This window comes from Enterobacter cloacae complex sp. (assembly GCF_900322725.1).
Taxonomy (GTDB): Bacteria; Pseudomonadota; Gammaproteobacteria; order Enterobacterales; family Enterobacteriaceae; genus Enterobacter; species Enterobacter quasihormaechei.
The window spans coordinates 4,070,353-4,096,498 of the sequence record NZ_LT991957.1 but is presented as its reverse complement, the minus strand read 5'-3'; the positions used below and the strand labels follow the sequence as shown (position 1 = coordinate 4,096,498).

Annotated in this window: 24 protein-coding genes; 19 read left to right on the top strand and 5 right to left on the bottom strand. The window is 56.1% G+C overall.

All coding sequences use genetic code 11. The features are described from left to right. The first annotated feature begins 24 nt into the window (after positions 1-24). From iraM to tus, 3 genes are all read left to right on the top strand, one after another. Positions 25-393: an anti-adapter protein IraM gene (gene iraM, locus DBR02_RS20200; RefSeq protein ID WP_107535236.1), complete on the top strand. Its 369-nt coding sequence runs from the start codon at positions 25-27 to the stop codon at positions 391-393. A gap of 221 nt (positions 394-614) precedes the next feature. Further along, entirely contained in the window at positions 615-1,913 is a 1,299-nt protein-coding gene (gene rstB / locus DBR02_RS20195; RefSeq protein ID WP_107535235.1) for a two-component system sensor histidine kinase RstB, read from the top strand. Positions 1,914-1,987: 74 nt separating this feature from the next. Further along, positions 1,988-2,917 (top strand): DNA replication terminus site-binding protein, encoded by a 930-nt coding sequence (gene tus / locus DBR02_RS20190; protein WP_107535234.1) that lies wholly within the window; start codon positions 1,988-1,990, stop codon positions 2,915-2,917. On the opposite strand, the gene fumC is transcribed toward tus, so the two are convergent. Both fumC and fumA read right to left on the bottom strand, forming a co-directional pair. Next, positions 2,918-4,312, bottom strand: coding sequence for a class II fumarate hydratase (gene fumC, locus DBR02_RS20185; protein ID WP_063866949.1), 1,395 nt, complete (start codon positions 4,310-4,312; stop codon positions 2,918-2,920). Positions 4,313-4,487: 175 nt separating this feature from the next. Beyond that, positions 4,488-6,134, bottom strand: coding sequence for a class I fumarate hydratase FumA (gene fumA / locus DBR02_RS20180; protein WP_063448897.1), 1,647 nt, complete (start codon positions 6,132-6,134; stop codon positions 4,488-4,490). A gap of 199 nt (positions 6,135-6,333) precedes the next feature. Here fumA and manA point away from each other — a divergent pair, with 199 nt between their 5' ends. Together manA and DBR02_RS20170 are read left to right on the top strand one after the other, a co-directional pair. Continuing rightward, positions 6,334-7,509, top strand: coding sequence for a mannose-6-phosphate isomerase (manA, locus tag DBR02_RS20175; RefSeq protein WP_107535233.1), 1,176 nt, complete (start codon positions 6,334-6,336; stop codon positions 7,507-7,509). Between the two features lie 99 nt (positions 7,510-7,608). After that, on the top strand, positions 7,609-9,135 hold the full coding sequence (locus tag DBR02_RS20170; protein WP_107535232.1) for a YdgA family protein: 1,527 nt from the start codon (positions 7,609-7,611) through the stop codon (positions 9,133-9,135). Positions 9,136-9,251: 116 nt separating this feature from the next. Here DBR02_RS20170 and DBR02_RS20165 read toward each other — a convergent pair whose 3' ends face one another. Both DBR02_RS20165 and DBR02_RS20160 read right to left on the bottom strand, forming a co-directional pair. After that, entirely contained in the window at positions 9,252-9,704 is a 453-nt protein-coding gene (locus DBR02_RS20165; RefSeq protein WP_107535231.1) for a hypothetical protein, read from the bottom strand. A gap of 508 nt (positions 9,705-10,212) precedes the next feature. Further along, positions 10,213-11,241: a Mal regulon transcriptional regulator MalI gene (locus DBR02_RS20160; protein WP_107535230.1), complete on the bottom strand. Its 1,029-nt coding sequence runs from the start codon at positions 11,239-11,241 to the stop codon at positions 10,213-10,215. Positions 11,242-11,420: 179 nt separating this feature from the next. Here DBR02_RS20160 and malX point away from each other — a divergent pair, with 179 nt between their 5' ends. The 3 genes from malX to add all read left to right on the top strand — a co-directional run bounded on the left by malX (position 11,421) and on the right by add (position 15,333). Next, positions 11,421-13,013 (top strand): maltose/glucose-specific PTS transporter subunit IIBC, encoded by a 1,593-nt coding sequence (gene malX / locus DBR02_RS20155; RefSeq protein WP_063866957.1) that lies wholly within the window; start codon positions 11,421-11,423, stop codon positions 13,011-13,013. 49 nt (positions 13,014-13,062) lie between these two features. Continuing rightward, the gene (locus DBR02_RS20150) at positions 13,063-14,235 is read left to right on the top strand and encodes a MalY/PatB family protein (RefSeq protein ID WP_107535229.1); all 1,173 of its coding nucleotides are present in this window, start codon (positions 13,063-13,065) and stop codon (positions 14,233-14,235) included. A 96-nt stretch (positions 14,236-14,331) separates the two neighbouring features. Beyond that, complete coding sequence (gene add, locus DBR02_RS20145; RefSeq protein ID WP_063448903.1) at positions 14,332-15,333, top strand: adenosine deaminase; 1,002 nt, start codon at positions 14,332-14,334, stop codon at positions 15,331-15,333. A 54-nt stretch (positions 15,334-15,387) separates the two neighbouring features. On the opposite strand, the gene DBR02_RS20140 is transcribed toward add, so the two are convergent. Next, positions 15,388-16,428: an oxidoreductase gene (locus DBR02_RS20140; protein WP_107535228.1), complete on the bottom strand. Its 1,041-nt coding sequence runs from the start codon at positions 16,426-16,428 to the stop codon at positions 15,388-15,390. A gap of 239 nt (positions 16,429-16,667) precedes the next feature. Here DBR02_RS20140 and blr point away from each other — a divergent pair, with 239 nt between their 5' ends. The 11 genes from blr to dtpA all read left to right on the top strand — a co-directional run bounded on the left by blr (position 16,668) and on the right by dtpA (position 26,135). Further along, positions 16,668-16,793, top strand: a complete 126-nt coding sequence (gene blr, locus DBR02_RS20135) for a division septum protein Blr (RefSeq protein ID WP_151884424.1) — start codon at positions 16,668-16,670, stop codon at positions 16,791-16,793. Positions 16,794-17,022: 229 nt separating this feature from the next. Beyond that, entirely contained in the window at positions 17,023-17,238 is a 216-nt protein-coding gene (ydgT, locus tag DBR02_RS20130) for a transcription modulator YdgT (RefSeq protein WP_000217941.1), read from the top strand. 85 nt (positions 17,239-17,323) lie between these two features. Further along, on the top strand, positions 17,324-17,764 hold the full coding sequence (locus DBR02_RS20125) for a DUF2569 domain-containing protein (protein ID WP_017693547.1): 441 nt from the start codon (positions 17,324-17,326) through the stop codon (positions 17,762-17,764). A 76-nt stretch (positions 17,765-17,840) separates the two neighbouring features. After that, the gene (gene rsxA / locus DBR02_RS20120; RefSeq protein ID WP_022647920.1) at positions 17,841-18,422 is read left to right on the top strand and encodes an electron transport complex subunit RsxA; all 582 of its coding nucleotides are present in this window, start codon (positions 17,841-17,843) and stop codon (positions 18,420-18,422) included. Then, a complete protein-coding gene (gene rsxB / locus DBR02_RS20115) occupies positions 18,422-19,000 on the top strand; it encodes an electron transport complex subunit RsxB (RefSeq protein ID WP_063866964.1) in 579 nt (192 codons plus the stop codon). The genes rsxA and rsxB overlap by 1 nt, the downstream gene beginning before the upstream one ends. Continuing rightward, the gene (gene rsxC, locus DBR02_RS20110) at positions 18,993-21,014 is read left to right on the top strand and encodes an electron transport complex subunit RsxC (protein WP_107535227.1); all 2,022 of its coding nucleotides are present in this window, start codon (positions 18,993-18,995) and stop codon (positions 21,012-21,014) included. The genes rsxB and rsxC overlap by 8 nt, the downstream gene beginning before the upstream one ends. Beyond that, entirely contained in the window at positions 21,015-22,067 is a 1,053-nt protein-coding gene (gene rsxD / locus DBR02_RS20105; RefSeq protein WP_107535226.1) for an electron transport complex subunit RsxD, read from the top strand. Between the two features lie 10 nt (positions 22,068-22,077). After that, positions 22,078-22,698 carry an electron transport complex subunit RsxG gene (rsxG, locus tag DBR02_RS20100; protein WP_107535225.1) on the top strand — a complete coding sequence of 207 codons (621 nt, stop codon included), beginning with the start codon at positions 22,078-22,080 and terminating at the stop codon, positions 22,696-22,698. A 2-nt stretch (positions 22,699-22,700) separates the two neighbouring features. Next, the gene (locus DBR02_RS20095) at positions 22,701-23,387 is read left to right on the top strand and encodes an electron transport complex subunit E (protein WP_006808988.1); all 687 of its coding nucleotides are present in this window, start codon (positions 22,701-22,703) and stop codon (positions 23,385-23,387) included. Beyond that, positions 23,384-24,019 (top strand): endonuclease III, encoded by a 636-nt coding sequence (gene nth, locus DBR02_RS20090; protein WP_015570668.1) that lies wholly within the window; start codon positions 23,384-23,386, stop codon positions 24,017-24,019. Before DBR02_RS20095 ends, nth begins: the two co-directional genes overlap by 4 nt. 607 nt (positions 24,020-24,626) lie before the next feature. Further along, on the top strand, positions 24,627-26,135 hold the full coding sequence (gene dtpA, locus DBR02_RS20085) for a dipeptide/tripeptide permease DtpA (protein ID WP_107535673.1): 1,509 nt from the start codon (positions 24,627-24,629) through the stop codon (positions 26,133-26,135). The last annotated feature ends 11 nt before the right edge of the window (positions 26,136-26,146 follow it).

Below are 26,146 nucleotides of genomic sequence, written 5' to 3'. Positions count from 1 at the left end.
TCATCCTAACCTGAGGGAAGCATAATGGCATGGCGCGTTTTAAGTTCTGTGATCTGTCCTAATACAGGCATTGTTTACTCCTGCATCGTTGGCCTTAAACTGATCAGATTAATTATCTGGTACGAAAGCGATATATATTTAGTGCCGGGAGACAGAATTCACCCTACGAAAAACGGCGTGTTCATTAATGGAGAATTTAGCCAGATATCACTTTATAACGTGTCACCCTACCGGGAAGCGCTATGGGAAGAGATAAAAAATAAAATGGCGTGCCCGTTTAATAAAGAAAGCGAAACAATAACCTGTTCCTATTCAGTGCATTGTAACGCGCGAAAATGCCCGCACGGCTTTACCACTAATCCGTTAATAATAGGATTACGGCGTAATCATTAATATCGCTAACGAATAACCTATGCCTGCAATGCTCTGATTCGATAAGAAACTTTAATGAGTTGGAGCCCTTTCTTGTGCACACCCCTTACGTTCCAGAAAGCCCGCGCCTGGTATTATGCGCTGCTCCGCCGTGATGAATGTTGTCAGCAGGTGTAAACCCTGCTTTGATAGCGTTAATGATGGTGAACAGAAACGCTAGCGTTGCGTGTCGGTGATATTTAATGAAAAAGCTGTTTGTACAGTTTTATCTTCTGCTGTTTGTCTGCTTCCTGGTAATGACGATGCTGGTCGGGTTGGTCTATAAATTCACCGCAGAGCGCGCAGGCAGACAATCCCTGGACGACCTGATGAAAAGCTCGCTCTACCTGATGCGCAGCGAGCTGCGTGAAATTCCCCCGCATGACTGGGCACGCACCTTAAAAGAGCTGGATCTGAATCTGTCGTTTGATCTGCGCATCGAGCCGATAAAGGATTTTGATTTAGCGCCGCCCGCGATGCAGCGCCTGCGCGACGGAGACATCGTGGCGCTGGACGAAAAATACACTTTCATTCAGCGTATTCCCCGCAGCCATTATGTCCTAGCCGTTGGGCCGGTACCCTACCTCTATTACCTGCACCAGATGCGCCTGCTGGATCTCGCCCTGCTGGGCTTCATTGCCATCTCGCTCGCTTTCCCTGTTTTCATCTGGATGCGCCCGCACTGGCAGGACATGCTGAAACTGGAATCCGCCGCGCAGCGTTTTGGGGAAGGTCATTTCACTGAACGCATACACTTCGACAGCGGCTCCAGCTTTGACCGCCTCGGTATTGCCTTTAACCAGATGGCCGATAACATCAACGCCCTGATTGCCAGTAAGAAACAGCTGATCGACGGCATTGCACATGAACTGCGCACGCCGCTGGTACGCCTGCGGTATCGTCTGGAGATGAGCGAAAACCTGACCGATGCGGAATCCCAGGCGCTCAATCGGGATATTGGCCAGTTAGAAGCGCTGATTGAAGAGCTGCTGACCTATGCCCGCCTCGATCGGCCTCAGACAGAGTTGCATCTGAGTACGCCGGATCTCCCCGCCTGGTTACAGACGCACATTAACGATGTGCAGAGCGTTAATCCTCAGCGAAAACTGCTGACGACTATTACTCCCGGGGCGTACGGCGCGCTGGACATGCGTCTGATGGAGCGCGTGCTGGATAATCTGATGAACAACGCCATGCGCTACAGCGAAACGACGCTGCGCATAGGTTTAGATTTACAGGGGAGCCAGGCGATTCTGCATGTGGAAGACGATGGTCCCGGCATTGAGCCAGCCGAGCGTGAAAAGGTGTTCGAGCCGTTTGTGCGCCTCGATCCCAGCCGCGACCGTGCTACCGGCGGCTGTGGTCTGGGGCTGGCGATTGTCCGATCCATTGCCCAGGCGATGGGCGGCACGGTTCGCTGCGAAGCGAGCGAGCTGGGAGGGGCCCGCTTCGTCTTTAGCTGGCCGATCTATCACAACATTCCCCTTCCCGTACCTGCCTGACCTAAACCGCACGCTGGCCTGACCCGGCGTGTTGTGCTATACCTTTAGTATGTTGTAACTAATTAAGGACGACCATGGCGACTTACGATCTCATCGAAAGGCTGAACACCACGTTTCGGGAAATAGAGCAGGCGCTATTGACCCTGACGGGGCAACTAGAGGGCTGCCGCCTGCTGGCCGCCCGCGTCTTTTCCCTGCCCGACGTGGCGAAAGGCGCGGAACACGATCCGCTGAACACCATTGAAGTGACGCAGCACATTGGCAAGGCTGCCCTGGAGCTGACGTTGCAGCACTATCGCCGCCTCTTCATCCAGCAGCAGTCCGAAAATCGCAGCAGTAAGGCCGCCGTTCGCCTGCCCGGCGTCATCTGTCTGCAAACGGATACCGCAACGCGTGAAGAGATTGAGGCGCAGATTACGCATATTAATGCGCTGAAAGCCGCCTTCGAGAAGATCGTGACCGTTGAGTCCGGGCTGGCGCCCGCAGCCCGCTTTGAATGGGTGCATCGCCAGCTTCCGGGGCTGATCACCCTGAACGCTTACCGCTCGCTGACGGTACTGCGCCACCCCGCCACGCTGCGCTTCGGCTGGGCCAACAAGCACATCATTAAAAACTTCACGCGCGATGAGATCCTGGCGCAGCTGGAGAAAAGCCTGAAATCGCCGCGGACGGTCGCCCCGTGGTCGCGGGAACAGTGGATTGAACGGCTGGAGCAGGAGTACCACAGCATTGCCTCCCTGCCGGCTGATACGCGTCTTAAGATAAAGCGTCCGGTGAAGGTGCAGCCTATCGCCCGCGTCTGGTATGCCGGGCAGCAAAAGCAGGTGCAGTATGCCTGCCCAACGCCGCTGATTGCGCTCTACGATGCCGATCGGGGTGCGGTAGTGCCGGATATCGGGGAACTGCTGAACTACGATGCCGAAAACGTTCAGCATCGCTATAAACCCCAGGCGCAGCCGCTACAGCTGATTATTCCGCGGCTGCACCTGTATGTGGCGCAGTGATTACTTAAGGCTGCCTACCATCGCTTCCGGGCGGACCCAGGCGTCAAACTCGGCGTCCGTCAGGTAGCCCAGCGCCAGCGCAGAGGCTTTCAGGGTAAGCCCCTCTTTGTGCGCTTTTTTCGCGATTTCGGCCGCTTTGTCATAGCCGATATGGGTGTTCAACGCCGTTACCAGCATTAAGGACTCATTCAGCAGCTGGCTGATTCGCTCACGATTTGGCTCAATGCCCACCGCGCAGTGCTCGTTAAAGCTCTCCATGCCGTCGGCCAGCAGACGAATCGATTGCAGTACGTTGTGGATCACCATCGGGCGATAGACGTTAAGCTCGAAGTTACCCGACGCGCCGCCCATGTTCACCGCCACGTCATTACCCATCACCTGGCAGCACAGCATGGTCATGGCTTCGCACTGCGTTGGGTTCACTTTACCCGGCATAATGGAGCTGCCCGGCTCGTTTTCCGGAATGCTGATCTCGCCGATGCCGCAGCGCGGGCCGGAGGCCAGCCAGCGGACGTCGTTGGCGATTTTCATCAGCGAGGCTGCCAGCCCTTTCAGCGCGCCATGGGTGTGAACCAGCGCATCGCAGGTCGCCAGCGCTTCGAATTTATTCGGGGCGGTAACAAACGCCTGCCCGGTGATCTTCGCCAGCTCGTCGGCCACGCGCACCGCATACTCGGGATGGGTATTTAACCCGGTGCCAACCGCCGTTCCGCCAAGCGCCAGCTCCGCCAGGTGCGGCAGGCTGTGTTCGATATGCTTAAGGTTGTGCTCCAGCATCGCCACCCAGCCGGAGATTTCCTGGCCGAGCGTCAGCGGCGTGGCGTCCTGAAGATGCGTACGACCAATTTTGACGATGTCGCGGAAAGCCTGCGCTTTCTCATTAAGCGTCGATTTGAGCACGTTGAGCTGTGGAATAAGCTGCTCGCGGACAGCGATGACAGCCGCCACGTGCATGGCCGTGGGGAACACGTCGTTGGAACTCTGGCTTTTGTTCACGTCATCGTTCGGGTGAACCTTACGCTCCATGCCGCGCGCGCCGCCAAGCAGCTCGCTCGCGCGGTTCGCCAGCACCTCGTTCATGTTCATGTTGCTCTGGGTGCCTGAACCGGTCTGCCAGATGGCGAGGGGGAATTCGTCGGGATGCTTGCCCGACAGCACTTCGTCGGCGGCGTTAATGATCGCGCTGGCCTTATCGGCATCCAGCAGGCCCAAATCCTGGTTAACTTTGGCGGCTGCGCGTTTGGTCAACGCCAGCGCCTGGATGAGCGAGACGGGCATTTTTTCTGTCGAAATGCGGAAATGCTCCAGCGAACGCTGGGTTTGCGCGCCCCATAGCTTGTCGGCCGGGACGTCGATGGCGCCCATAGAGTCTTTCTCGCGGCGATGCATTGTCATTACTTACTCCTTGATAACAAAGATGGGATTGCTCACATGCTTAAGAGATAAGTATTGATGACTTCTGAGAAACGTTATGGCGCTTTGTGCGCTCTTTTTGACGTCGGGTGGCGCTGACGCTTACCCGACCTACGAGAATGTAGGCCGGGTAAGCGCCACCCGGCAATTTACAGAATTACTTCACACACGCCGAACACTGAGACGACTGGATCTGTTTGAAGAAGTCGTTACCTTTGTCATCCACAAGGATGAACGCCGGGAAATCTTCCACCTCAATTTTCCAGATCGCTTCCATACCCAGCTCCGGGTACTCCACGCACTCCAGGCTCTTGATACTGCCCTGCGCCAGCACCGCGGCCGGGCCGCCGATGCTGCCGAGGTAGAAGCCGCCGTGCTTGTGGCACGCGTCCGTCACCTGCTGGCTGCGGTTGCCTTTCGCCAGCATGATCATGCTGCCCCCGTTGGCCTGCAACTGGTCAACGTAAGAGTCCATACGGCCCGCCGTGGTGGGGCCTAACGAACCGGAAGCATATCCCTCAGGCGTTTTTGCCGGGCCTGCGTAATAGATCGGGTGATCTTTAATGTACTGCGGCAGCCCTTCGCCGTTGTCCAGGCGCTCTTTCAGCTTCGCATGGGCGATGTCGCGGCCCACGATAATTGTCCCGTTCAGGGAGAGGCGCGTTGAAACCGGATACTGTGAAAGCTGGGCCAGGATCTCCTTCATTGGACGGTTCAGGTCAACGCGCACCGCTTCGCCCTCACCCGCTTTACGCAGCGCTTCCGGGATATATTTACCCGGGTTATTCTCCAGCTTTTCGATCCAGATGCCGTCGCGGTTGATCTTGGCCTTGATGTTACGATCCGCAGAGCACGACACACCCATGCCCACCGGGCAGGATGCGCCGTGACGCGGGAGTCGGATCACGCGAATGTCATGCGCGAAGTATTTCCCGCCAAACTGCGCGCCCAGCCCCAGATTCTGCGCTTCGGTCAGCAGTTCCTGCTCAAGCTGCACGTCGCGGAACGCCTGGCCATGCTCGTTACCTTCGGTTGGCAGACCATCGTAGTATTTGGTGGAGGCCAGCTTGACGGTTTTCAGGGTGCTTTCAGCGGACGTACCGCCAATCACAAACGCGATATGGTACGGCGGACAGGCCGCGGTGCCGAGGGTGCGCATCTTCTCGACCAGATAGTTCTTCAGCTTGCCCGGAGTCAGCAGCGCTTTGGTTTCCTGGTAAAGATAGGTTTTGTTGGCTGAACCACCGCCTTTGGCGATGCAGAGGAATTTATATTCGTCACCGTCGACGCTGTAGAGGTCAATCTGCGCCGGCAGGTTAGTGCCGGTGTTCACCTCTTTGTACATATCCAGCGCCGCGTTTTGCGAGTAGCGCAGGTTATCTTCGGTGTAGGTGTTGTAGACGCCGTGCGCCAGCGCCGCTTCGTCACCGCCGCCGGTCCAGACGCGCTGGCCTTTTTTACCGGTGATAATGGCCGTGCCGGTGTCCTGGCAGGTCGGCAGAATGCCTTTCGCCGCGATATCCGAGTTACGCAGGAATTGCAGCGCGACGTATTTGTCGTTCTCGCTGGCTTCCGGGTCGCTCAGGATATCGGCAACCTGCTGCTGATGCGCCGGACGAAGCATAAAGGAAGCATCGTGGAAGGCCTGCTGCGCCAGCAGCGTAAGCGCCTGTGGGTCAACTTTGAGGATCTCCTGCCCTTCAAATTCAGAGACAGAAACGTAATCGCGGGTTAACAGGTAATACTCGGTCCGATCCTGACTGAGGGGGAAAGGATCCTGATAATGGAAGGGTTTATTCGACATTGTTCTCTCACTTACTGCGTCGGTCTGTTTATTCAGGGCAGATGTTCCGCTGCCCGGCTTAAAAGCGAGTCAGCTTATCCTACACAATTTTTTAACAAAAACTGAGACTAGTACGACTTTTTACATCCGCAGGTTACTTCCATCCGGTTTATTGCTTTAATACCCGGAGTTAACTCCACATTTGAATCAGGGCTTGATAATGCAAAAACTCATCAACTCAGTGCAAAACTACGCCTGGGGAAGTAAAACTGCGTTAACGGATCTCTACGGTATCGCCAACCCGGACAATCTGCCGATGGCAGAGCTGTGGATGGGCGCGCACCCGAAGAGCAGCTCAAAAATAGAAGATGCCAGCGGCCAGGTTCGCGGCCTGCGTGACGTCATCGACGCCGACAAGGCTGCGCTGCTCGGCGAAAAAGTGGCAAATCGTTTTGGTGAATTGCCGTTTCTGTTCAAGGTACTGTGCGCCGATCAGCCGCTCTCCATTCAGGTTCATCCAAACAAAAAAGCATCTGAAATCGGGTTTGCCAAAGAAAATGCCGCAGGTATTCCGTTAGACGCGGCAGAACGTAACTACAAAGATCCTAACCACAAGCCGGAACTGGTGTTCGCCCTTACCCCTTTCCTGGCGATGAATGCCTTCCGCGAGTTTTCCGAGATTATTTCTCTGCTGCAACCGGTCGCCGGGGCGCACAAGTCTATCGCCCACTTCCTGGAGAACCCTACCGCGGAAGCCCTGAGCGCGCTGTTTGCCAGCCTGCTGAATATGCAGGGCGAGGAAAAATCCCACGCGCTGGCGGTGCTGAAAGCCGCGCTGAACGGCCAGCAAGGTGAGCCATGGGAGACCATTCGCGTGATTTCCGCGTTTTACCCGGACGACAGCGGCCTCTTCTCTCCGCTGCTGCTGAACGTGGTGAAGCTCAATCCGGGCGAAGCGATGTTCCTGTTCGCTGAAACCCCGCACGCCTACCTGAACGGCGTGGCGCTGGAGGTGATGGCTAACTCCGATAACGTGCTACGCGCGGGCCTGACGCCTAAATACATCGACATCCCTGAGCTGGTAGCCAACGTGAAGTTCGAGGCGAAACCTGCTGCGGAGCTGCTTACCCAGCCGGTGAAAAACGGCGCAGAGCTGGACTTCCCGATCCCGGTTGATGATTTTGCCTTCTCCCTGCACGACCTTAGCGCAGACGAAACCGCCATTGCACAGGAGAGCGCGGCGATCCTGTTCTGCGTGGAAGGTGAAGCGACCTTGCATAACGGTAGCGAGCGTCTGGTGCTCAAGCCGGGGGAATCCGCTTTTGTTCCGGCAAACGAGTCGCCTGTCTTCGTGAGCGGCACTGGCCGTCTGGCGCGCGTTTTTAATAAGCTATAGGGACTTACTGAATTTTTTAACAACTCTTGCTAAGCTAGTAACAGGCGTTGTAACACCAGGCGGTTTTGACCGCCTGGTTTCATTTTAGGGATAATCGCAATGAAAAAATCGGTCGTAGCGGTAGGAGTGATTGTTGCTTTAGGCGTGATCTGGACGGGTGCTTCCTGGTATACCGGGAAACAGCTGGAAAGCCGTCTGGCAGAGATGATGGCGCAGGCAAACAGCGAGATTAAGCGCAGCGCGCCTGAAGCAGGCCTGGAGCTGAGCTACCAGAATTACCAGCGCGGCGTGTTTACCAGCCATATGCAGGTGGTGGTGAAGCCGGTTGCGGGTAATCAGAACGCCTGGCTGAAACCGGGCCAGAGCGTGGTGCTGGATGAGGTGGTCAGCCACGGTCCGTTCCCGCTGGCGCAGTTGAAGAAATTTAACCTGATCCCCTCCATGGCATCAGCCAGAACCGTACTGGTCAATAATGAGGTGACGAAGCCGCTGTTCGATATGTCGAAAAATACGTCGCCGTTTGAGATCAATACCCGCATCAGCTATGCCGGCGATACGCATTCCGACATCGACCTGAAAGCGCTGAATTATGAACAAGGCACCGATAAAGTCGCCTTCAGCGGCGGTAATTTCAAGCTTGACGCCGATCGTGACGGCAAGAATGTTTCCCTGACCGGCGATGCTGAAAGCGGCCTGGTGAATTCAGTTAATGAATATAACCAGAAAGTTCAGCTCACCTTTAACAACCTGAAGGCCAGCGGCAACAGCCGCATGACCGATTTTGACGAGCGTATTGGCGACCAGAAGCTGAGCCTCGATAAGATCGCCATTGCGATTGAAGGCAAGGAGATGGCGGTGCTGGAAGGCATGGATCTGGACGGCAAGTCGGACGTGTCCAAAGACGGCAAAAGCATCAACACCCAGTTGGATTACAGCCTGAAAAGCCTGAAGGTTCAGAATCAGGACCTGGGTACCGGCAAGCTGTCACTGAAAATCGGCAACATTGACGGCCAGGCATGGCACGAATTTAGCCAGAAATACAGCAAAGAGAGCCAGGCTCTGCTGACCGATGCCGCCCTGCAACAGAACCCGCAGGCGTACCAGCAGCAGGCGATGAGCGTGCTGTTTAATAACCTGCCGATCCTGCTGAAAGGCGAGCCGGTAATTACCGTTGCGCCACTGAGCTGGAAAAACGACAAGGGCGAAACCAACTTCAACCTGTCGCTGTTCCTGAAGGATCCGGCAGCCGCTACCGGCGAGCCGCAGACCCTGGCGCAGGAAGTTGACCGCAGCGTGAAGTCGCTCGACAGCAAGCTGACTATCCCGATGGATATGGCGACCGAGTTCATGACGCAGATTGCGAAGCTTGAAGGTTATGGTGAAGAGGATGCAGGCAAACTGGCGAACCAGCAGGTGAAAGGCCTGGCGGCGATGGGCCAGATGTTCCGCATCACGAAGGTGGAAGACAACACCATTTCCACCAGCCTGCAATATGCTAATGGTCAGGTAACGCTCAACGGCGACAAAATGCCGCTGGAAGATTTTGTCGGCATGTTTGGTATGCCGACGCTGGGCATTCCGGCACCGGCTGAACCGGCAGCGCCGCCGGCAGTACCGCAGCAGTAATCGACAAAACCCCTCGTGAGAGGGGTTTTTTATTGCCGGGTGGCGGCTACGCCTTACCCGGCCTACGTGTCTGGCCGTTGTAGGCCCGTGCAAGCAACGCGCCGCCGGGCGTGACCTCAGTGTGACAGGTAAGGTTCTCTTACGTAGTCAGCCAGAAGATAAATCAGGTCATGCAATAACCCAGCAAGTTCTTGTGACACAGTACTTGCCAGAGTCTGGCTCAACAACGCCTGATTAAGCGCCTGAGCATATCCCACCAGCATCGCAGTATCTTGCCAGCAATCCGGAACGCAGGATTGTGCAGGTAGCGCAGCACTCAATCGCTCTAGCAGATGAGACGGTAAATCTTCCTCACATCGATTTTTTAGCTCATTGAGAGTAAAAGCCAGACGGCCACACAAAGCTAATCTCTCTGCTTTGTCGTGGGTTTCCAGCAGCACATTGACAAAAGCACAGCAGCAATCCGTCAATTCGAAGAGATCCAGCGTTGAGGATATCGGCAGGTCAAGAAGTTGACAGCTAAAACTGTCAGTGGAATGAGGGTGAGCAAGAGTTGGGATCGTAGCCATATGGCAGCCTCCGTGTGATGTTTTAAAGCCACAGTCTAAGTTTCCACGCTCAGAGGGTGGCGGCGCTGACAGGGGTGGAAACTGAATCACACGGTCTTCAGCCAGTCTTTCGACTGCCCTATCAGCGCCACCGTTGATTTTACAAGGATATGCGCTGCCCCGACACTAAAACTGTGTCGTCGTGTGATGGTTCAGGTTTCCACGCCTGACTGCGGATTTTGCCGCAGTGGGGGCACTTTAAACTCGATGCAGTCAGGAATAAATAATGATTTATGGTTTACATGGCGTTTCTTACGGGTTTGCGAGGATGCTTCCAGATATGAAATGCATAGATGAAAGAGAAAGGTAAAAGCCACCTAAACCAGCGGTTCGGTACGCTCTTTTAGCTGTTAACTTTTCTGCAAGCAGGGTTATTTTTTCGATTCAGACGTGGCAAAAAGTACGGGCAACCAGCTATATTTGCCGGGTGGCGGCTGCGCCTTACCCGGCCTACGATTCTGAGCCTGCGTCACTTCACCGTCACTAACCGCGCCGCCACAATCTGATGCCCGGCCTGTACGTCCGCCTTCTCGATCCGCTGCATGATCCTGTCCGCCAGGGTGTACCCCATTTCCCGAGCCGGCGTCGTCGCCCAGACGATGGGGAGATCGTCCAGCGCATTTTCACCCACATCGGCAAACGCCCCCAGCGCCACCTGGTGACCGAAGAAGGTCTCTACCCCGCCCTCACCGCTCTGGCGTCCGGCGCGGATCAAGCCGAACCATGCCCCCATCGCAATCACATCGTTATAGCAAATCACCGCGCTGATTGTCGGGCTGGTGCGGAGCAACGTGCCGATGGCTTCTGCGGCTTTCTTCTGGCTGGATTCGCACTCCACCACCCATTCGCTGTGAAACGGTAGGCCGTATTTGATGAGCGTGGAGCAGTAACCGCCCACCCGCTCGGCACGCGTGAGGGACGAGCTTTTACCGCCGAGCCAGGCGATGCGCTGATGGCCGCGATGAATAAGATGTTCGGTCAGCATTTGCGCGGCGTGCATGTTATCCGGGCGAAGGGTATCGGCTTCGTCGAGATAGCTGGCGCGCGACGCAAACACCAGCGGTACCCCTTTTTGCGCGGCGCGCTCACAGAGTTCGCTGCCCACGCCGGACGCGCCGGCCACTATCACCCCATCCACACCTTGCGTCAGCAGCATATCCAGCCTGGAGAGCAGTTGCTCCGGTTCGCGCCCACCGTGGAGCAGAAACACCATTCGCCCCTGCGCTTCAAGCGCCTCGGTAAGCCCCGCGGTCAGTTCTGCATAAAACGGCGAGGTGAGGTCGCGCACGATCAGCCCTATCACCCCGCTTTGCCCGCCGCGCAGCGCCGACGCCTGGCGATTTCGCACAAAGCCCAGCTGCTCAACGGCCTCGTTGACGCGCTGACCCGTTGCAGGAGAGATGCGCCCCTTTCCGCTCAGTACCAGCGAAACGGTGCTGACGGAAACCCCCGCCGCCAGCGCGACATCGTTGATGGTGATCTTTTTCGCTACAGCCATGTGGTGGCGTGACTCCCTGATAATGAGAACGCTAAAACGTTTTATCAATACGTTATCTTTATACTACCAGTAAAAGCCTGAGAATGTGATTTAGCGCGCACTAAAGTTTGATAAAACGTTTTATCTTCTCGCTGCATCGAGGCCGTTAAATCTCTTTCTACCATTTAAGGAGTCGTTTTATGACGACGAAAGCAGCACAAAAAATATCGCTGTGGGAGTTTTTCCAGCAACTGGGTAAGACCTTTATGCTGCCCGTGGCACTTCTCTCCTTTTGCGGGATCATGCTGGGGATTGGCAGTTCGTTAAGCAGCCACGATGTCATAACCCTGATCCCTTTCCTGGGAAATCCGGTACTTCAGGCGATCTTCATCTGGATGAGCAAGGTCGGATCGTTTGCCTTCAGTTTCCTGCCGGTGATGTTCTGTATCGCCATCCCTCTGGGCCTGGCGCGCGAAAATAAAGGCGTGGCGGCCTTTGCGGGCTTCGTGGGCTATGCGGTCATGAACCTTGCGGTTAACTTCTGGCTGACCGCGAAAGGCATACTGCCGACGACCGACGCGGCCGTACTGAAAGCCAATAACATTCAGAGCGTGATCGGCATTCAGTCCATCGACACCGGGATCCTGGGAGCCGTGATCGCCGGGGTGATCATCTGGATGCTGCACGAGCGCTTCCATAACATCCGCCTGCCCGATGCGCTGGCCTTCTTCGGCGGCACCCGCTTTGTGCCAATTATTACGCTGGTTGTGATGGGGCTGTTTGGCCTGATCATCCCCTTGATTTGGCCCGTTTTTGCGATGGGGATTGCCGGTATTGGCCGCATTATCAACGGCGCGGGTGATTTCGGACCGATGATTTTCGGCACGGGCGAACGTCTGCTGCTGCCGTTCGGCCTACAGCACATTCTGGTTGCCCTGATCCGCTTTACCGAAGCGGGCGGTACCATGGACGTCTGCGGCCACTCCGTGAGCGGCGCGCTGACCATCTTCCAGGCGCAGCTGAGCTGCCCGACCACGCACGGCTTCTCTGAAAGCGCGACCCGTTTCCTGTCACAGGGCAAAATGCCTGCCTTCCTCGGCGGTCTGCCCGGCGCGGCGCTGGCGATGTACCACTGCGCCCGTCCGGAAAACCGGCATAAAATTAAAGGCCTGCTGATTTCCGGCGTGATCGCCTGCGTCGTAGGCGGCACTACCGAGCCTATCGAATTCCTGTTCCTGTTCGTTGCCCCGGTGCTGTACCTCATTCACGCCGTGCTGACCGGCCTGGGCTTCACCGTGATGGCGGTGCTGGGCGTCACCATCGGCAATACCGACGGCAACGTGATCGACTTCGTGGTGTTCGGTATCCTGCACGGCCTGTCCACCAAGTGGTATCTGGTGCCGGTAGTGGCGGCCATCTGGTTTGCGGTGTACTACGGGATCTTCCGCTTCGCCATCACCCGCTTTAACCTGAAAACGCCAGGCCGCGATGCCGATACGGCCACCAGCGTTGAACAGGCGGTAGCCGGAACCGTGGGTAAATCCGGCTATAACACGCCGGCTATTCTGGCGGCGCTCGGCGGTGCGGATAACATCACCTCTCTGGATAACTGCATCACCCGCCTGCGCCTGTCAGTGGCAGACATGTCGAAAGTGGACACCAACGCCCTTAAAGCTAACCGGGCTATCGGCGTGGTACAGTTAAATCAACACAATTTGCAGGTCGTCATTGGCCCGCAGGTTCAGTCAGTAAAGGATGAGCTGGCAACCCTGATGCGAACCGTCGAAGCCTGATGCCTCGTCCCCCTCGTCATGAGGGGGTTTTACTTTACGGAGCACCGTCATGTTTGATTTTTCTACCGTCGTGGATCGACACGGCACCTGGTGTACCCAGTGGGATTATGTCGCCGACCGTTTTGGCGCTGCCGACCTGCTGCCCTTCACCATCTCTGATATGGATTTTGCCACCGCCCCCTGCATTATCGAAGCGCTGCACCAGCGAATTAACCACGGGGTGTTTGGCTACAGTCGCTGGAAAAATGACGACTTCCTGGCCGCCGTAGCGCACTGGTTCCGGCAACGCTTTAACAGTCAGATTGATAGCGAAACCGTGGTGTATGGACCGTCGGTTATTTATATGGTCTCTGAGCTGATCCGCATCTGGTCCTCGCCTGGCGACGGCGTGGTGGTTCATACTCCGGCTTATGATGCGTTTTACAAAGCGGTCGAAGGCAACCAGCGTAACGTTGTTTCCGTGCCGATGCAGAAAACGGCGCATGGCTGGGACGGCAATATGGCCGCGCTGGAAGCGGCGCTGGCAAAACCGGAAAACACGATTTTGCTGCTGTGTAGCCCGCAAAACCCGACCGGCAAAGTGTGGACGCGGGACGAGCTGGCCACAATGGCGGCGCTTTGCAGACGATACGATGTGGCGGTAATCAGCGACGAAATTCATATGGATATGGTATGGGGAACGCATCGCCATACGCCCTGGAATGAGGTGGCGAGTGGCAAATGGGCGCTGCTGACCTCGGGATCCAAAAGCTTCAACATTCCGGCGCTGACGGGCGCCTACGGGCTCATCGCCGATAACGACAGCCGTAACGCCTATCTGAATGCATTAAAAGGACGGGACGGGCTCTCTTCCCCTTCCGTGCTGGCACTGACCGCACACATTGCGGCTTATCGGCAGGGCGAACCCTGGCTGGATGCGCTGCGGGCATATCTTGCAGAAAATCTGCGCTATATTGCTGACGAACTGAATACCGCCTTTCCGGCACTCAGCTGGCAACCGCCTGAGGCCACCTATCTGGCCTGGATTGACCTTAGCCCGCTCGGCATTGACGACAATACGCTGCAAAAGGTGCTGATTGAGCAGCAAAAAGTGGCCATCATGCCGGGATATACCTATGGAGCAGAAGGAAAAGGCTACGTTCGTCTGAACGCGGGTTGCCCCCGTAGTAAGCTTGAACAGGGCGTTCAGCGCCTCATCGCGGGCATCAACACGCTGCTGTAAATTATTTGCGCAACGGAATATTCCCTTGCGCAAATAGCTTTTTACCCCGTTTTGTTTTTATAATATGGCGCACTTTAACCAGCAAAGAGTGCGACCATGATTGATACACGCCTGCCTTTAACCGATATTCACCGCCACCTTGACGGCAACATTCGTGCCCAAACCATTCTCGATCTTGGCCGCCAGTTCAACTTGACGCTTCCTGCTGAAACGCTTGAAACCCTGATCCCCCATGTCCAGGTCACGTCGAACGAGCCGGATCTGGTGAGTTTCCTGAGCAAGCTCGACTGGGGCGTGAAGATGCTGGCCTCGCTCGATGCCTGTCGCCGTGTCGCCTTTGAAAACATCGAAGATGCCGCACGCAACGGCCTGCACTATGTCGAGCTGCGTTTCTCCCCGGGCTATATGGCGATGACCCACAACCTGCCCGTGGCGGGCGTGGTTGAAGCGGTCATTGAAGGCGTGCGTGAAGGCTGCAAAACCTTTGACGTTCAGGCGCGTTTAATCGGCATTATGAGCCGTACCTTCGGTGAAGCGGCCTGTCTTCAGGAGCTGGAGGCGTTACTGGCGCATCGCGACCAGATCACCGCCATCGACCTCGCCGGTGACGAGCTGGGCTTCCCGGGCAGCCTGTTCCTGTCTCATTTCAACCGCGCACGTGATGCCGGCTGGCACATTACCGTTCATGCGGGTGAAGCCGCGGGGCCGGAAAGCATCTGGCAGGCCATTCGTGAGCTGGGTGCAGAACGTATCGGTCACGGCGTGAAGGCGATTGAAGACCGTGCGCTGATGGATTTCCTCGCAGAGCAACGTATCGGAATTGAATCCTGCCTGACCTCCAATATTCAGACCAGTACGGTGGCATCGCTGGCGCAACACCCGCTGAAAACCTTCCTGGAACACGGGGTTCTCGCTTCACTGAACACGGACGATCCGGCCGTTCAGGGCGTGGATATTATTCACGAATACACTGTCGCCGCACCGCAGGCCGGACTGAGCCGCGAGCAGATCCGTCAGGCACAAATCAACGGGCTGGAAATTGCCTTCCTGACGCCTGAAGAGAAACAGGCGCTTCGGGATAAGGTGGCGACCGCATAAACCCTTTGCCGGGGGGCGGCTACGCCTTACCCGGCCTACAAACGTATTTAACACCTATGCCAGACAGAGCGTGGCGCGATGTCTGGCAGATTCGATCCCCAGCTCGATGAGCTCCATAATCTGGATGGCCTGGCTCGCCGGAACCGGATTTTCACCTGAACCGTTCAGCGCGTCACGGATTGCAGCGTAGTAGGCCGGGTAATTCCCCGGCAGGGTCAACACCGTTTCCTCAACCAGCGTCTCGCCCTCCGCACGCGTCACCACCCCGTCCCGCATGTCGTAGCCCCAGTCCTCCTGCGGTAAGCGTTCGCCATTTTTGAGGCGCTCTTCCTGGGGATCCAGGCCGAACTTCACGTAGCTGCCGCGCGCCCCGTGAAGGATATAGCGGGCCGATTCCGCAGCCGCAAGCATTGTCCCGTGCAGCACGATGCGGCGCTGAGGATAGCTTAAAATCGCGTGAAAATAGTCGGTTGTCTCCGCGCCCGGCCTGAGCTGCGCTAAATCGACCGTCATGCTCACGGGCAGACCAAACAGATGGACGGCCTGATCGAGCAGATGCGGCGCTAAGTCATACCAGATGCCGCTGCCCGGCCCCGCCTGCTCGCGCCAGCGGTCACGCACCTGCGGACGATAACGATCGAAGTGCGATTCAAAATAGGCAATTTCCCCGAGCGTGCCTTCGCTCAGCAGCGCTTTCACCGTCAGGAAATCGCTGTCCCAGCGCCGGTTGTGAAAGACCGACAATAACCGCCCCAGGCTTCGCGCCAGCGCGTCCAGCTCTCGCGCCTGTGACAACGTCACGGTAAAGGGCTTATCGACGACAACGTGTTTACCCGCCTCCAGCGCCGCTTTCGCCAGCGGGAAGTGGGTGTCGTTAGGGGTAGGGATAACAATAAGGTCAATATTAGGATCGTTAAACAGATGCTTAGGCTCCGTCACCACCGGCACGGTGGGCCAGTCGGCGTGGACTTTGGCTTCATCGCTGCTTGAAATAGCCGCCAGCGCCATGCCCGGCGTGCCGGCAATCAGAGGTGCATGAAAGGTTTTACTTGCGTACCCGTAGCCAATAAGACCGACGCGGATGTTTTCACTCATCGTGTGCCCCTCGCTGTGCGCTTATTTATCACTGGCCCTGTGCTTATCGCACAGATTAATAATGTGCCCTGAGCGTTAAAATAGCATCCCGCGGAAACGTTTTTTTGTAACGCCGCATTAAAGGAGACATATTGTCACGAGGAATCGTTCCCAAAGCGCTTGCTCTGGAGAAAAGGGCGCTGTAACATTTGTAATCTGTATTTATGGATAAATTACAAACACAAATTATGACGTCAATAATTAATCGAATCATTGAATTAGCGGGATGGATTGTCCTTGGGGTTTCGGTCGTGTTGCTTGGCATTGCCAGCCATATCGATAACTACCAGCCGCCGGAGCCCGTCACTGTCGCACAACAAAAGTAAGCCATACCGTCATAAAGCGTGACACATTACGTTATGGTACGTATTGCCAGCCGTAATGAACGGGGTTACCCTTCTCTTCCAGGCATCTGCTGATGCCTGATTCTTCGCAAAGAAAACTCCTAATTTCGTCGCGTTACCCGAGTGGACAGTTTACGTCTTTATTAATCCGTTTATTATTCGAACGCATTACCTTTATGGGTATTACCCTTTTATATGGAAACTTATTAATATGACAGTTCAGGACTATTTATTAAAATTTCGCAAGATCAATTCCCTTGAAAGCCTGGAAAAACTGTTTGACCATCTGAACTACACGCTGTCGGATAATCAGGACATCATCAATATGTACCGCGCTGCTGACCATCGTCGCGCCGAACTCGTCTCCGGCGGTCGTCTGTTCAACGTGGGGGAAGTGCCTAAGTCCGTCTGGCGTTACGTTGTATAAGAAAGTAGCCTTCGGCGCGAAATGTTATATACTCTCCGCCCTGCAAATTTCTGTATAACATTTCGCGCAGACTATGGGAGAGCGTATGACCGCATTGCCTGGAGAAAGAATTGGGGGCTGGTTAATCGCCCCGCTGGCATGGCTGCTGGTGGCACTATTAAGCGCATCGCTGGCGCTGTTGCTTTACACCACCGCACTGGTTACGCCTCATGCTATTCAGACGCTGATGTCCCAGAGTGCGCTTAATATTGCAACGTGGTTTGTGTCGTTCGTTTTCGCGATCGCAATGTGGTACTACACGCTGTGGCTGACCATCGCCTTCTTTAAGCGCCGCAAAAACGTGCCGAAACATTATATTATCTGGCTGCTTGTCTCCGTGCTGCTGGCCGTTAAAGCGTTCGCTTTTTCGCCAGTATCTGACGCGCTGGCGGTTCGCCAGCTCCTGTTTCCGCTGCTGGCAACGGCGCTTCTGGTGCCCTATTTCAAGCGTTCGACGCGCGTTAAGAAGACCTTCGTTAACCCGTAATAACCTTACAGTTAACCTGTTGTGGCCTGTTGTCGTTTATCCGATAATAGGCGGCTATTTTATTTCAGGCTAAATAATGACCGATTACTTACTGCTCTTTGTCGGAACTGTGCTGGTTAATAACTTCGTACTGGTGAAGTTCCTTGGCCTGTGCCCGTTTATGGGCGTCTCCAAAAAGCTGGAGACGGCAATGGGCATGGGGCTGGCTACCACCTTCGTGATGACGATGGCCTCCATTTGCGCATGGCTGATTGACACCTGGATCCTGATCCCGCTGGACATGCTTTACCTGCGCACCTTGTCCTTTATCCTGGTCATCGCGGTCGTGGTGCAGTTTACCGAAATGGTTGTGCGAAAAACCAGCCCTGCCCTGTATCGTCTGCTGGGCATCTTTTTGCCCCTCATCACCACTAACTGTGCGGTGCTGGGCGTGGCGCTGCTCAACATCAACCTTGGGCATAATTTCATGCAGTCGGCGCTGTACGGTTTTTCCGCGGCGGTCGGTTTCTCCTTTGTTATGGTCCTGTTCGCGTCGATTCGCGAACGTCTGGCAGCGGCGGATATTCCCGCGCCGTTTCGCGGTAACGCCATCGCCCTGGTGACCGCCGGTTTAATGTCTCTGGCCTTTATGGGCTTTAGTGGTCTGGTGAAGTTGTAATGAGTGCTATCTGGATTGCCATCGCGTCCATCAGCGTACTGGGACTCGTCTTTGGCGTCATTCTGGGTTATGCCTCCCGCCGTTTTGCGGTAGAGGACGATCCGGTTGTTGAAAAAATTGATGAGCTTTTACCGCAAAGCCAGTGCGGGCAGTGCGGCTACCCTGGCTGTCGCCCTTACGCTGAGGCGGTGGGCGTGCAGGGAGAAAAGATCAACCGCTGCGCGCCGGGTGGCGAAGCCGTCATGCTTAAAATTGCCGCGCTGCTTAACGTCGATCCGCAGCCTGTCGACGGTGATGAACAGGCGCAGGAGCCCATCCGTGCCCTTGCTGTGATCGACGAAGCCAACTGCATCGGCTGCACCAAATGTATTCAGGCGTGTCCCGTAGACGCCATTGTGGGCGCTACGCGCGCGATGCACACCGTTGTGGCGGATCTGTGCACCGGCTGTAATCTCTGCGTGGCGCCCTGCCCGACGCAGTGTATAGAACTACGCCCGGTTGAAACGACTACCGAAAACTGGAAGTGGGATCTTCAGACCATTCCGGTTCGCAATATTCCTGTGGAACAACATGCTTAAGTTATTTTCTGCTTTCAGAAAAGAGAAGATCTGGGATTTCGATGGCGGTATTCATCCGCCGGAAATGAAATCGCAGTCTAACGGCACGCCGCTGCGCCAGATCCCGCTGGCGACCCGTTACGTTATGCCACTCAAACAGCACATCGGCGCTGAGGGTGAGCTGTGCGTGAAGGAAGGCGATAGCGTTCTTCGCGGTCAGCCGCTGACCTTTGGTCGCGGCCGGATGTTGCCGATACATGCCCCGACTTCCGGTAAGGTGGTGTCCATTGCCCCCCATACCGTTGCCCATCCGTCGGCGTTGTCTGAGCTGAGCGTCATCATTGAAGCCGATGGCGAAGACCGCTGGATCGATCGTGACGGCTGGAGCGACTACCGCGCCCGCAGCCGTGAAGAGCTGATTGCACGCATTCATCAGTTCGGCGTGGCGGGTCTCGGGGGCGCTGGCTTCCCGACCGGCGTCAAGCTGCACGGCGGCGGCGATAAAATCGAAACGCTGATTATCAACGCCGCCGAGTGCGAACCGTACATCACCGCCGATGACCGTCTGATGCAGGACTGCGCGGCGCAGGTGGTGGAAGGTATTCGCATCCTTGCGCATATTCTGCAACCCCGTGAAGTGCTGATTGGTATTGAGGACAATAAACCGCAGGCCATTTCGATGCTGCGCGCGGTGCTGGCCGACAGCCATGATATTGGTCTTCGCGTGATCCCAACGAAATACCCGTCCGGCGGGGCAAAGCAGCTGACGCAGATCCTGACCGGTAAACAGGTACCCCACGGGGGCCGTTCGTCCGACATCGGCGTGCTGATGCAAAACGTGGGTACCGCTTACGCGGTGAAGCGTGCGGTCATCGACGGTGAGCCGTTGACCGAACGCGTCGTCACGCTGACCGGCGAGTCCGTCTCCCGTCCCGGTAACGTCTGGGCGCGTCTGGGTACGCCGGTACGTCATCTGCTTGAACAGGCGGACTTCTGCCCGGGAAGCGATCAGATGGTCATTATGGGCGGCCCGCTGATGGGCTTTACCCTGCCGTGGCTCGACGTGCCGGTAGTGAAGATTACCAACTGCCTGCTGGCCCCATCCCCATCGGAGATGGGCGAAACGCAGGAAGAGAAAGGCTGCATCCGCTGTAGCGCCTGCGCGGACGCGTGTCCGGCAGATTTGCTGCCGCAGCAGCTGTACTGGTACAGCAAAGGCCAGCTGCACGATAAAGCTCAGGCGCATAATCTGGCAGACTGTATTGAATGCGGTGCCTGCGCCTGGGTCTGCCCAAGCAATATTCCGCTGGTGCAGTACTTCCGTCAGGAGAAAGCCGAAATCTACGCGATCTCCATGGAAGAAAAACGTGCCGCTGAAGCGAAGGCCCGATTTGAAGCGCGCCAGGCGCGACTGGAGCGCGAGAAACAAGCCCGTCAGGAACGGCATAAGCAGGCCGCCGTGCAGCCTGCGGCCAAAGATCAGGACGCCATTAACGCAGCCCTGGCCCGCGTGCGCGAGAAAAAAGCCACTGCCGCCCAGGCGGTAGCGATCGTGGCGGGACAGAAGCCGGACAACAGCGAAGCGATTGCAGCCCGCGAGGCGCGTAAAGCCGAAGCGCGCGCACGTCAGGCGGAGAAAGCGCAAAACGCCAATCCGGAAGCCGACATCGACCCGCGTAAAGCGGCGGTGGAGGCGGCTATCGCCCGTGCAAAAGCCCGCAAAGCCGGACAGCAGTCGGTAGTGGTTGAACAGGAAGCGACGGATCCGCGCAAGGCGGCCGTGGAAGCGGCTATTGCCCGCGCCAAAGCACGTAAAGCAGCGCAGAGTCAGCCTGCCGAAGAGAGTGAAGCGCCCGTCGATCCGCGTAAAGCCGCCGTTGAAGCGGCCATCGCCCGCGCAAAAGCACGAAAAGCGGCGCAGCAGGACGACCTGCCTGCGGCCGCTAACGACGATCCACGCAAAGCCGCAGTCGCCGCCGCGATTGCGCGCGTTCAGGCAAAGAAAGCCGCGCAGCAAGCCGTTAACGAGGATTAAATGGTTTTCAGAATTGCAAGTTCCCCGTATACCCATAACCAGCGCCAGACATCGCGTATTATGATGCTGGTGTGCCTGGCCGCGCTGCCAGGTATTGCCGTTCAGTGTTGGTTTTTCGGCTGGGGTACGCTTTTCCAGTTGATTCTGGGTTGTGCCAGCGCCGTTGCAGCAGAAGCCGCGATCCTGAAGCTGCGCAAAATGGACGTCACGCGCATCCTGAGCGATAACTCTGCCCTGTTGACCGGTCTGCTGCTGGCCATCAGCATTCCGCCGTTCGCCCCGTGGTGGATGGTGGTGCTGGGGACGGTATTTGCGGTGATTATCGCTAAACAGCTGTACGGCGGGTTGGGCCATAATCCGTTTAACCCGGCGATGATTGGCTACGTGGTGCTGCTGATCTCCTTCCCGGTACAGATGACCAGCTGGCTGCCGCCGCATGAGATCGCCGCCACCGTGCCCGGCTTTATGGATGCCCTGCACGTTATCTTTACCGGCCACACCGCGCTGGGCGCGGATATGAACGCGCTTCGCATGGGCGTGGACGGTATCAGCCAGGCCACCCCGCTTGATACCTTCAAAACCTCCCTGCGCGCCGGTCACAGCGTTGAGCAGGTGATGAAATCCTCCATTTTCAGCGGCGTGCTGGCGGGCGCTGGCTGGCAGTGGGTCAATCTGGCCTACCTCCTGGGCGGCGCCTTCCTGCTGCAACAAAAAGCGATCCGCTGGCATATTCCGGTGAGCTTCCTGGTAACGCTGGCCGTCTGCTCGACGCTCGGCTGGGTTATTTCACCGGATTCACTGGCCAGCCCGCAGCTCCATCTGCTCTCCGGCGCGACCATGCTCGGGGCATTCTTCATTCTGACCGATCCGGTCACGGCCTCCACCACAAACCGTGGCCGTCTGATTTTCGGCGCGCTGGCGGGCCTGATGGTCTGGCTCATTCGCAGCTTTGGCGGCTATCCGGACGGCGTGGCTTTTGCCGTGCTGCTGGCGAATATCACCGTTCCGCTCATCGACTACTACACGCGTCCGCGCGTGTACGGCCATCGCTAAGGGTCACGCCATGCTAAAGACAATGCAAAAACACGGCGTCACGCTGGCGATCTTCGCCGCCGCCCTCACCGGAATGACCGCGCTGGTGAACGAACTGACGAAAAACACCATTGAAGAGCAGGCAATCAAGCAGCAAAAAGCGCTGTTCGATCAGGTGATCCCATCAGATCTCTATGATAACGATCTGCAAAAAAGCTGCTTTGTTGTGCAGGCCCCGCAGCTCGGTAAAGGAACGCACCGCGTTTATATTGCCCGTAAGGGCGATAGCCCGGTGGGTGCCGTCATGGAAGCCACCGCGCCGGACGGTTACTCCGGCGCGATTCAGCTGCTTGTGGGCAGTGATTTTTCCGGCACCGTGCTGGGCACGCGCGTGACGGAACATCACGAAACGCCGGGCCTTGGCGACAAAATTGAAACCCGCTTAAGCGACTGGATTTTACACTTCGCCGGGAAGATGATTCACGGCGAGGACGATCCCACTTTCGCGGTGAAAAAAGATGGCGGCGAGTTTGACCAGTTCACCGGCGCCACGATTACGCCTCGCGCGGTAGTTAACGCCGTCAAACGCGCCGGGCTGTATGCCGAAACGCTGCCCGCGCAGATCAATCACCTTTCCGCCTGTGAGGAGTGACCATGAGCCAGGTTAAAGAGGTTATCGTCCAGGGACTCTGGAAAAACAACTCGGCACTGGTACAGCTGCTGGGGTTGTGCCCGCTGCTGGCGGTGACGTCTACCGCCACCAACGCGCTCGGACTGGGGCTGGCGACCACGCTGGTGCTGACCCTGACCAACTTCTCAATTTCTGTTTTGCGCCGCTGGACGCCGTCGGAAATCCGTATTCCGATTTATGTCATGATCATTGCGTCGGTAGTCAGCGTCGTGCAAATGCTGATTAACGCCTACGCATTTGGCCTGTACCAGTCTCTCGGGATCTTCATTCCCCTTATCGTGACCAACTGTATTGTCGTTGGCCGCGCTGAGGCCTTCGCGGTGAAAAACAACCCGGCCATCTCCGCGCTGGATGGGTTTTCGATCGGCATGGGCGCCACTGCCGCCATGTTTGTTCTCGGCTCCTTGCGTGAAATTTTGGGCAACGGCACGCTCTTTGACGGTGCTGACGCGCTGCTTGGCGGCTGGGCGAAGTCGCTGCGCATTGAGGTGTTCCATACGGACACCCCGTTCCTGCTGGCGATGCTGCCCCCGGGAGCCTTCATTGGCCTTGGGATGATGCTGGCGTTAAAATACCTGATTGATGAAAAACGTAAGCGCCGCGCCGCTGAACGCAGCGTACAGGAAGGGATCCCCGAGAAAGCAGCATGAATAAAGAGAAACGCATAGCGATCCTCACGCGCCTGCGCGATGAGAACCCTCATCCAACGACGGAGCTGAATTTTAACTCGCCGTTTGAATTGCTGATCGCGGTGCTGCTCTCCGCGCAGGCCACTGACGTGAGCGTCAACAAGGCAACGGCCCTGCTCTACCCTGTCGCCAATACGCCCCAGGCCATGCTGGAGCTGGGCGTTGAAGGGGTGAAATCCTATATCAAGACCATCGGCCTGTTTAACAGCAAGGCCGAAAACGTCATTAAGACCTGCCGGATCCTGCTGGAGCAACACGGCGGTGAAGTTCCGGAAGATCGCGCTGCGCTGGAAGCGTTGCCGGGCGTCGGGCGGAAAACGGCAAATGTGGTGCTGAATACGGCGTTTGGCTGGCCGACGATCGCCGTGGACACCCATATCTTCCGCGTCTCTAACCGCACCCGGTTCGCGCCGGGCAAGAACGTTGAAGAGGTTGAAGAGAAGCTGTTAAAGGTGGTCCCTGCGGAGTTTAAGGTGGACTGCCACCACTGGCTCATCCTTCACGGGCGTTATACCTGCATTGCACGTAAACCACGCTGCGGCTCCTGCATCATCGAAGATCTGTGTGAGTACAAAGAAAAAGTCTATCCCTGAGCGGTCAGCCATTTTACATGCCTAAGCCCTTAATTGTAATAAGGGCTCTGGTATCGTCTCAGGTGACCATAAATTGCCCTCTCTTTTTACATTAAGCCTTGTCGATTCTTCGGTCATTTAACACTCAAAAAGGTTAATAGTTTTTTCATCACCAAAAATTTCTATACATCTGTGATCGCGATCACTCTGATAACCTGATGTTGGATTTTTGTTGTTAAAACCCTTCCGACCCCTTAGCCAGACAAGATCTCATCGGCTCCACACCGCACATAAGACCAGTCATTTTTCAGAATATGGGCTATATCACTGCCATTTACCCAAAATAGCAGAACATATCGCCATACAGCCATTCAACAGGGTCATTTACAGTGAAAAAAACCAACAATTCTCAACGGATGAAATTTAACGCTGCATAACATTTGCGTGAACCGATGAATATACCGCCGCAGTTATATGTAACAGATTATTACAAACGTATTGCCAGATGGGGCTGGATAGTGAACATTACCCGCCGTTTCCCCTCCCAATATAACTATAAAGCGGATGGACTACGGTCATCACGCTATGAACACCCCCGTTAATATGGGATGTAAAAAAAGAGGTATATGTGTCGACTGCAAACAATAAACCAACAGAGGAAAGCGTAAGTCTGAACGCTTTCAAACAGCCTAAAGCGTTCTATCTCATTTTCTCTATCGAATTATGGGAGCGTTTTGGCTACTACGGCCTGCAAGGGATTATGGCCGTTTACCTGGTGAAGCAACTGGGTATGTCCGAAGCCGATTCCATCACGCTGTTCTCGTCCTTCAGTGCTCTGGTCTATGGCCTGGTCGCTATCGGCGGCTGGTTAGGCGATAAAGTCCTCGGTACGAAACGCGTGATTATGCTGGGCGCCGTGGTTCTGGCGATTGGCTATGGTCTGGTTGCATGGTCCGGGCACGATGCGGGCGTGGTATACATGGGTATGGCCACCATCGCGGTAGGTAACGGCCTCTTTAAGGCTAACCCGTCCTCCCTGCTTTCTACCTGCTACAACAAAGATGATCCGCGTCTGGACGGTGCATTCACCATGTACTACATGTCCATCAACATCGGTTCATTCTTCTCTATGCTGGCAACCCCATGGCTGGCCGCGAAATTCGGCTGGAGCGTAGCGTTTGCGCTGAGCTTTGTGGGTATGCTGATCACCGTTGTGAACTTCCTGTTCTGCCGTAGCTGGGTTAAAGATTATGGTTCTAAACCAGACTTCGAACCCGTGCATATGGGCAAACTGCTGGCAACCATCGTCGGCATTGTGATTCTGGCTGCTGTTGCCACCTGGCTGCTGCACAACCAGGGTATCGCGCGTGCCGTACTGGCCGTGGTTGCGCTGGGTATCGTAATCATCTTCGCTAAAGAAGCCTTCGCGATGCAGGGTGCGGCACGTCGTAAGATGATTGTGGCGTTCATCCTGATGCTGGAAGCGATTATTTTCTTCGTTCTGTACAGCCAGATGCCAACGTCTCTGAACTTCTTCGCTATCCGCAACGTTGAACACTCCATTCTGGGTATCGCGTTCGAGCCGGAGCAGTATCAGGCACTGAACCCGTTCTGGATCATGATTGGTAGCCCGATTCTGGCTGCTATCTATAACAAGATGGGCGACCGTCTGCCGATGCCGCACAAGTTCGCTATCGGTATGGTGCTGTGCTCAGGCGCGTTCCTGGTGCTGCCGCTGGGGACGAAATTCGCGACCGATGCGGGTATCGTTTCTGTTAACTGGCTGATCCTGAGCTATGCGTTGCAGTCTATCGGTGAGCTGATGATCTCCGGTCTGGGCCTGGCAATGGTTGCACAGCTGGTTCCTCAGCGTCTGATGGGCTTCATCATGGGTAGCTGGTTCCTGACTACCGCGGGTGCAGCGATCATTGCAGGTAAGATTGCGAATCTGATGGCGGTACCGGACAACGTTACCGACCCGCTGGTCTCCCTGAACGTCTACGGCACCGTGTTCATGCAAATTGGTATCGCGACCGCCGTGATTGCCGTGCTGATGCTGCTGACCGCACCTAAACTCAATCGTATGACGCAGGACGACGACAAATCCGCTAAAGCGACCAACACCGCGAACGCGTAATGTCATCGGGA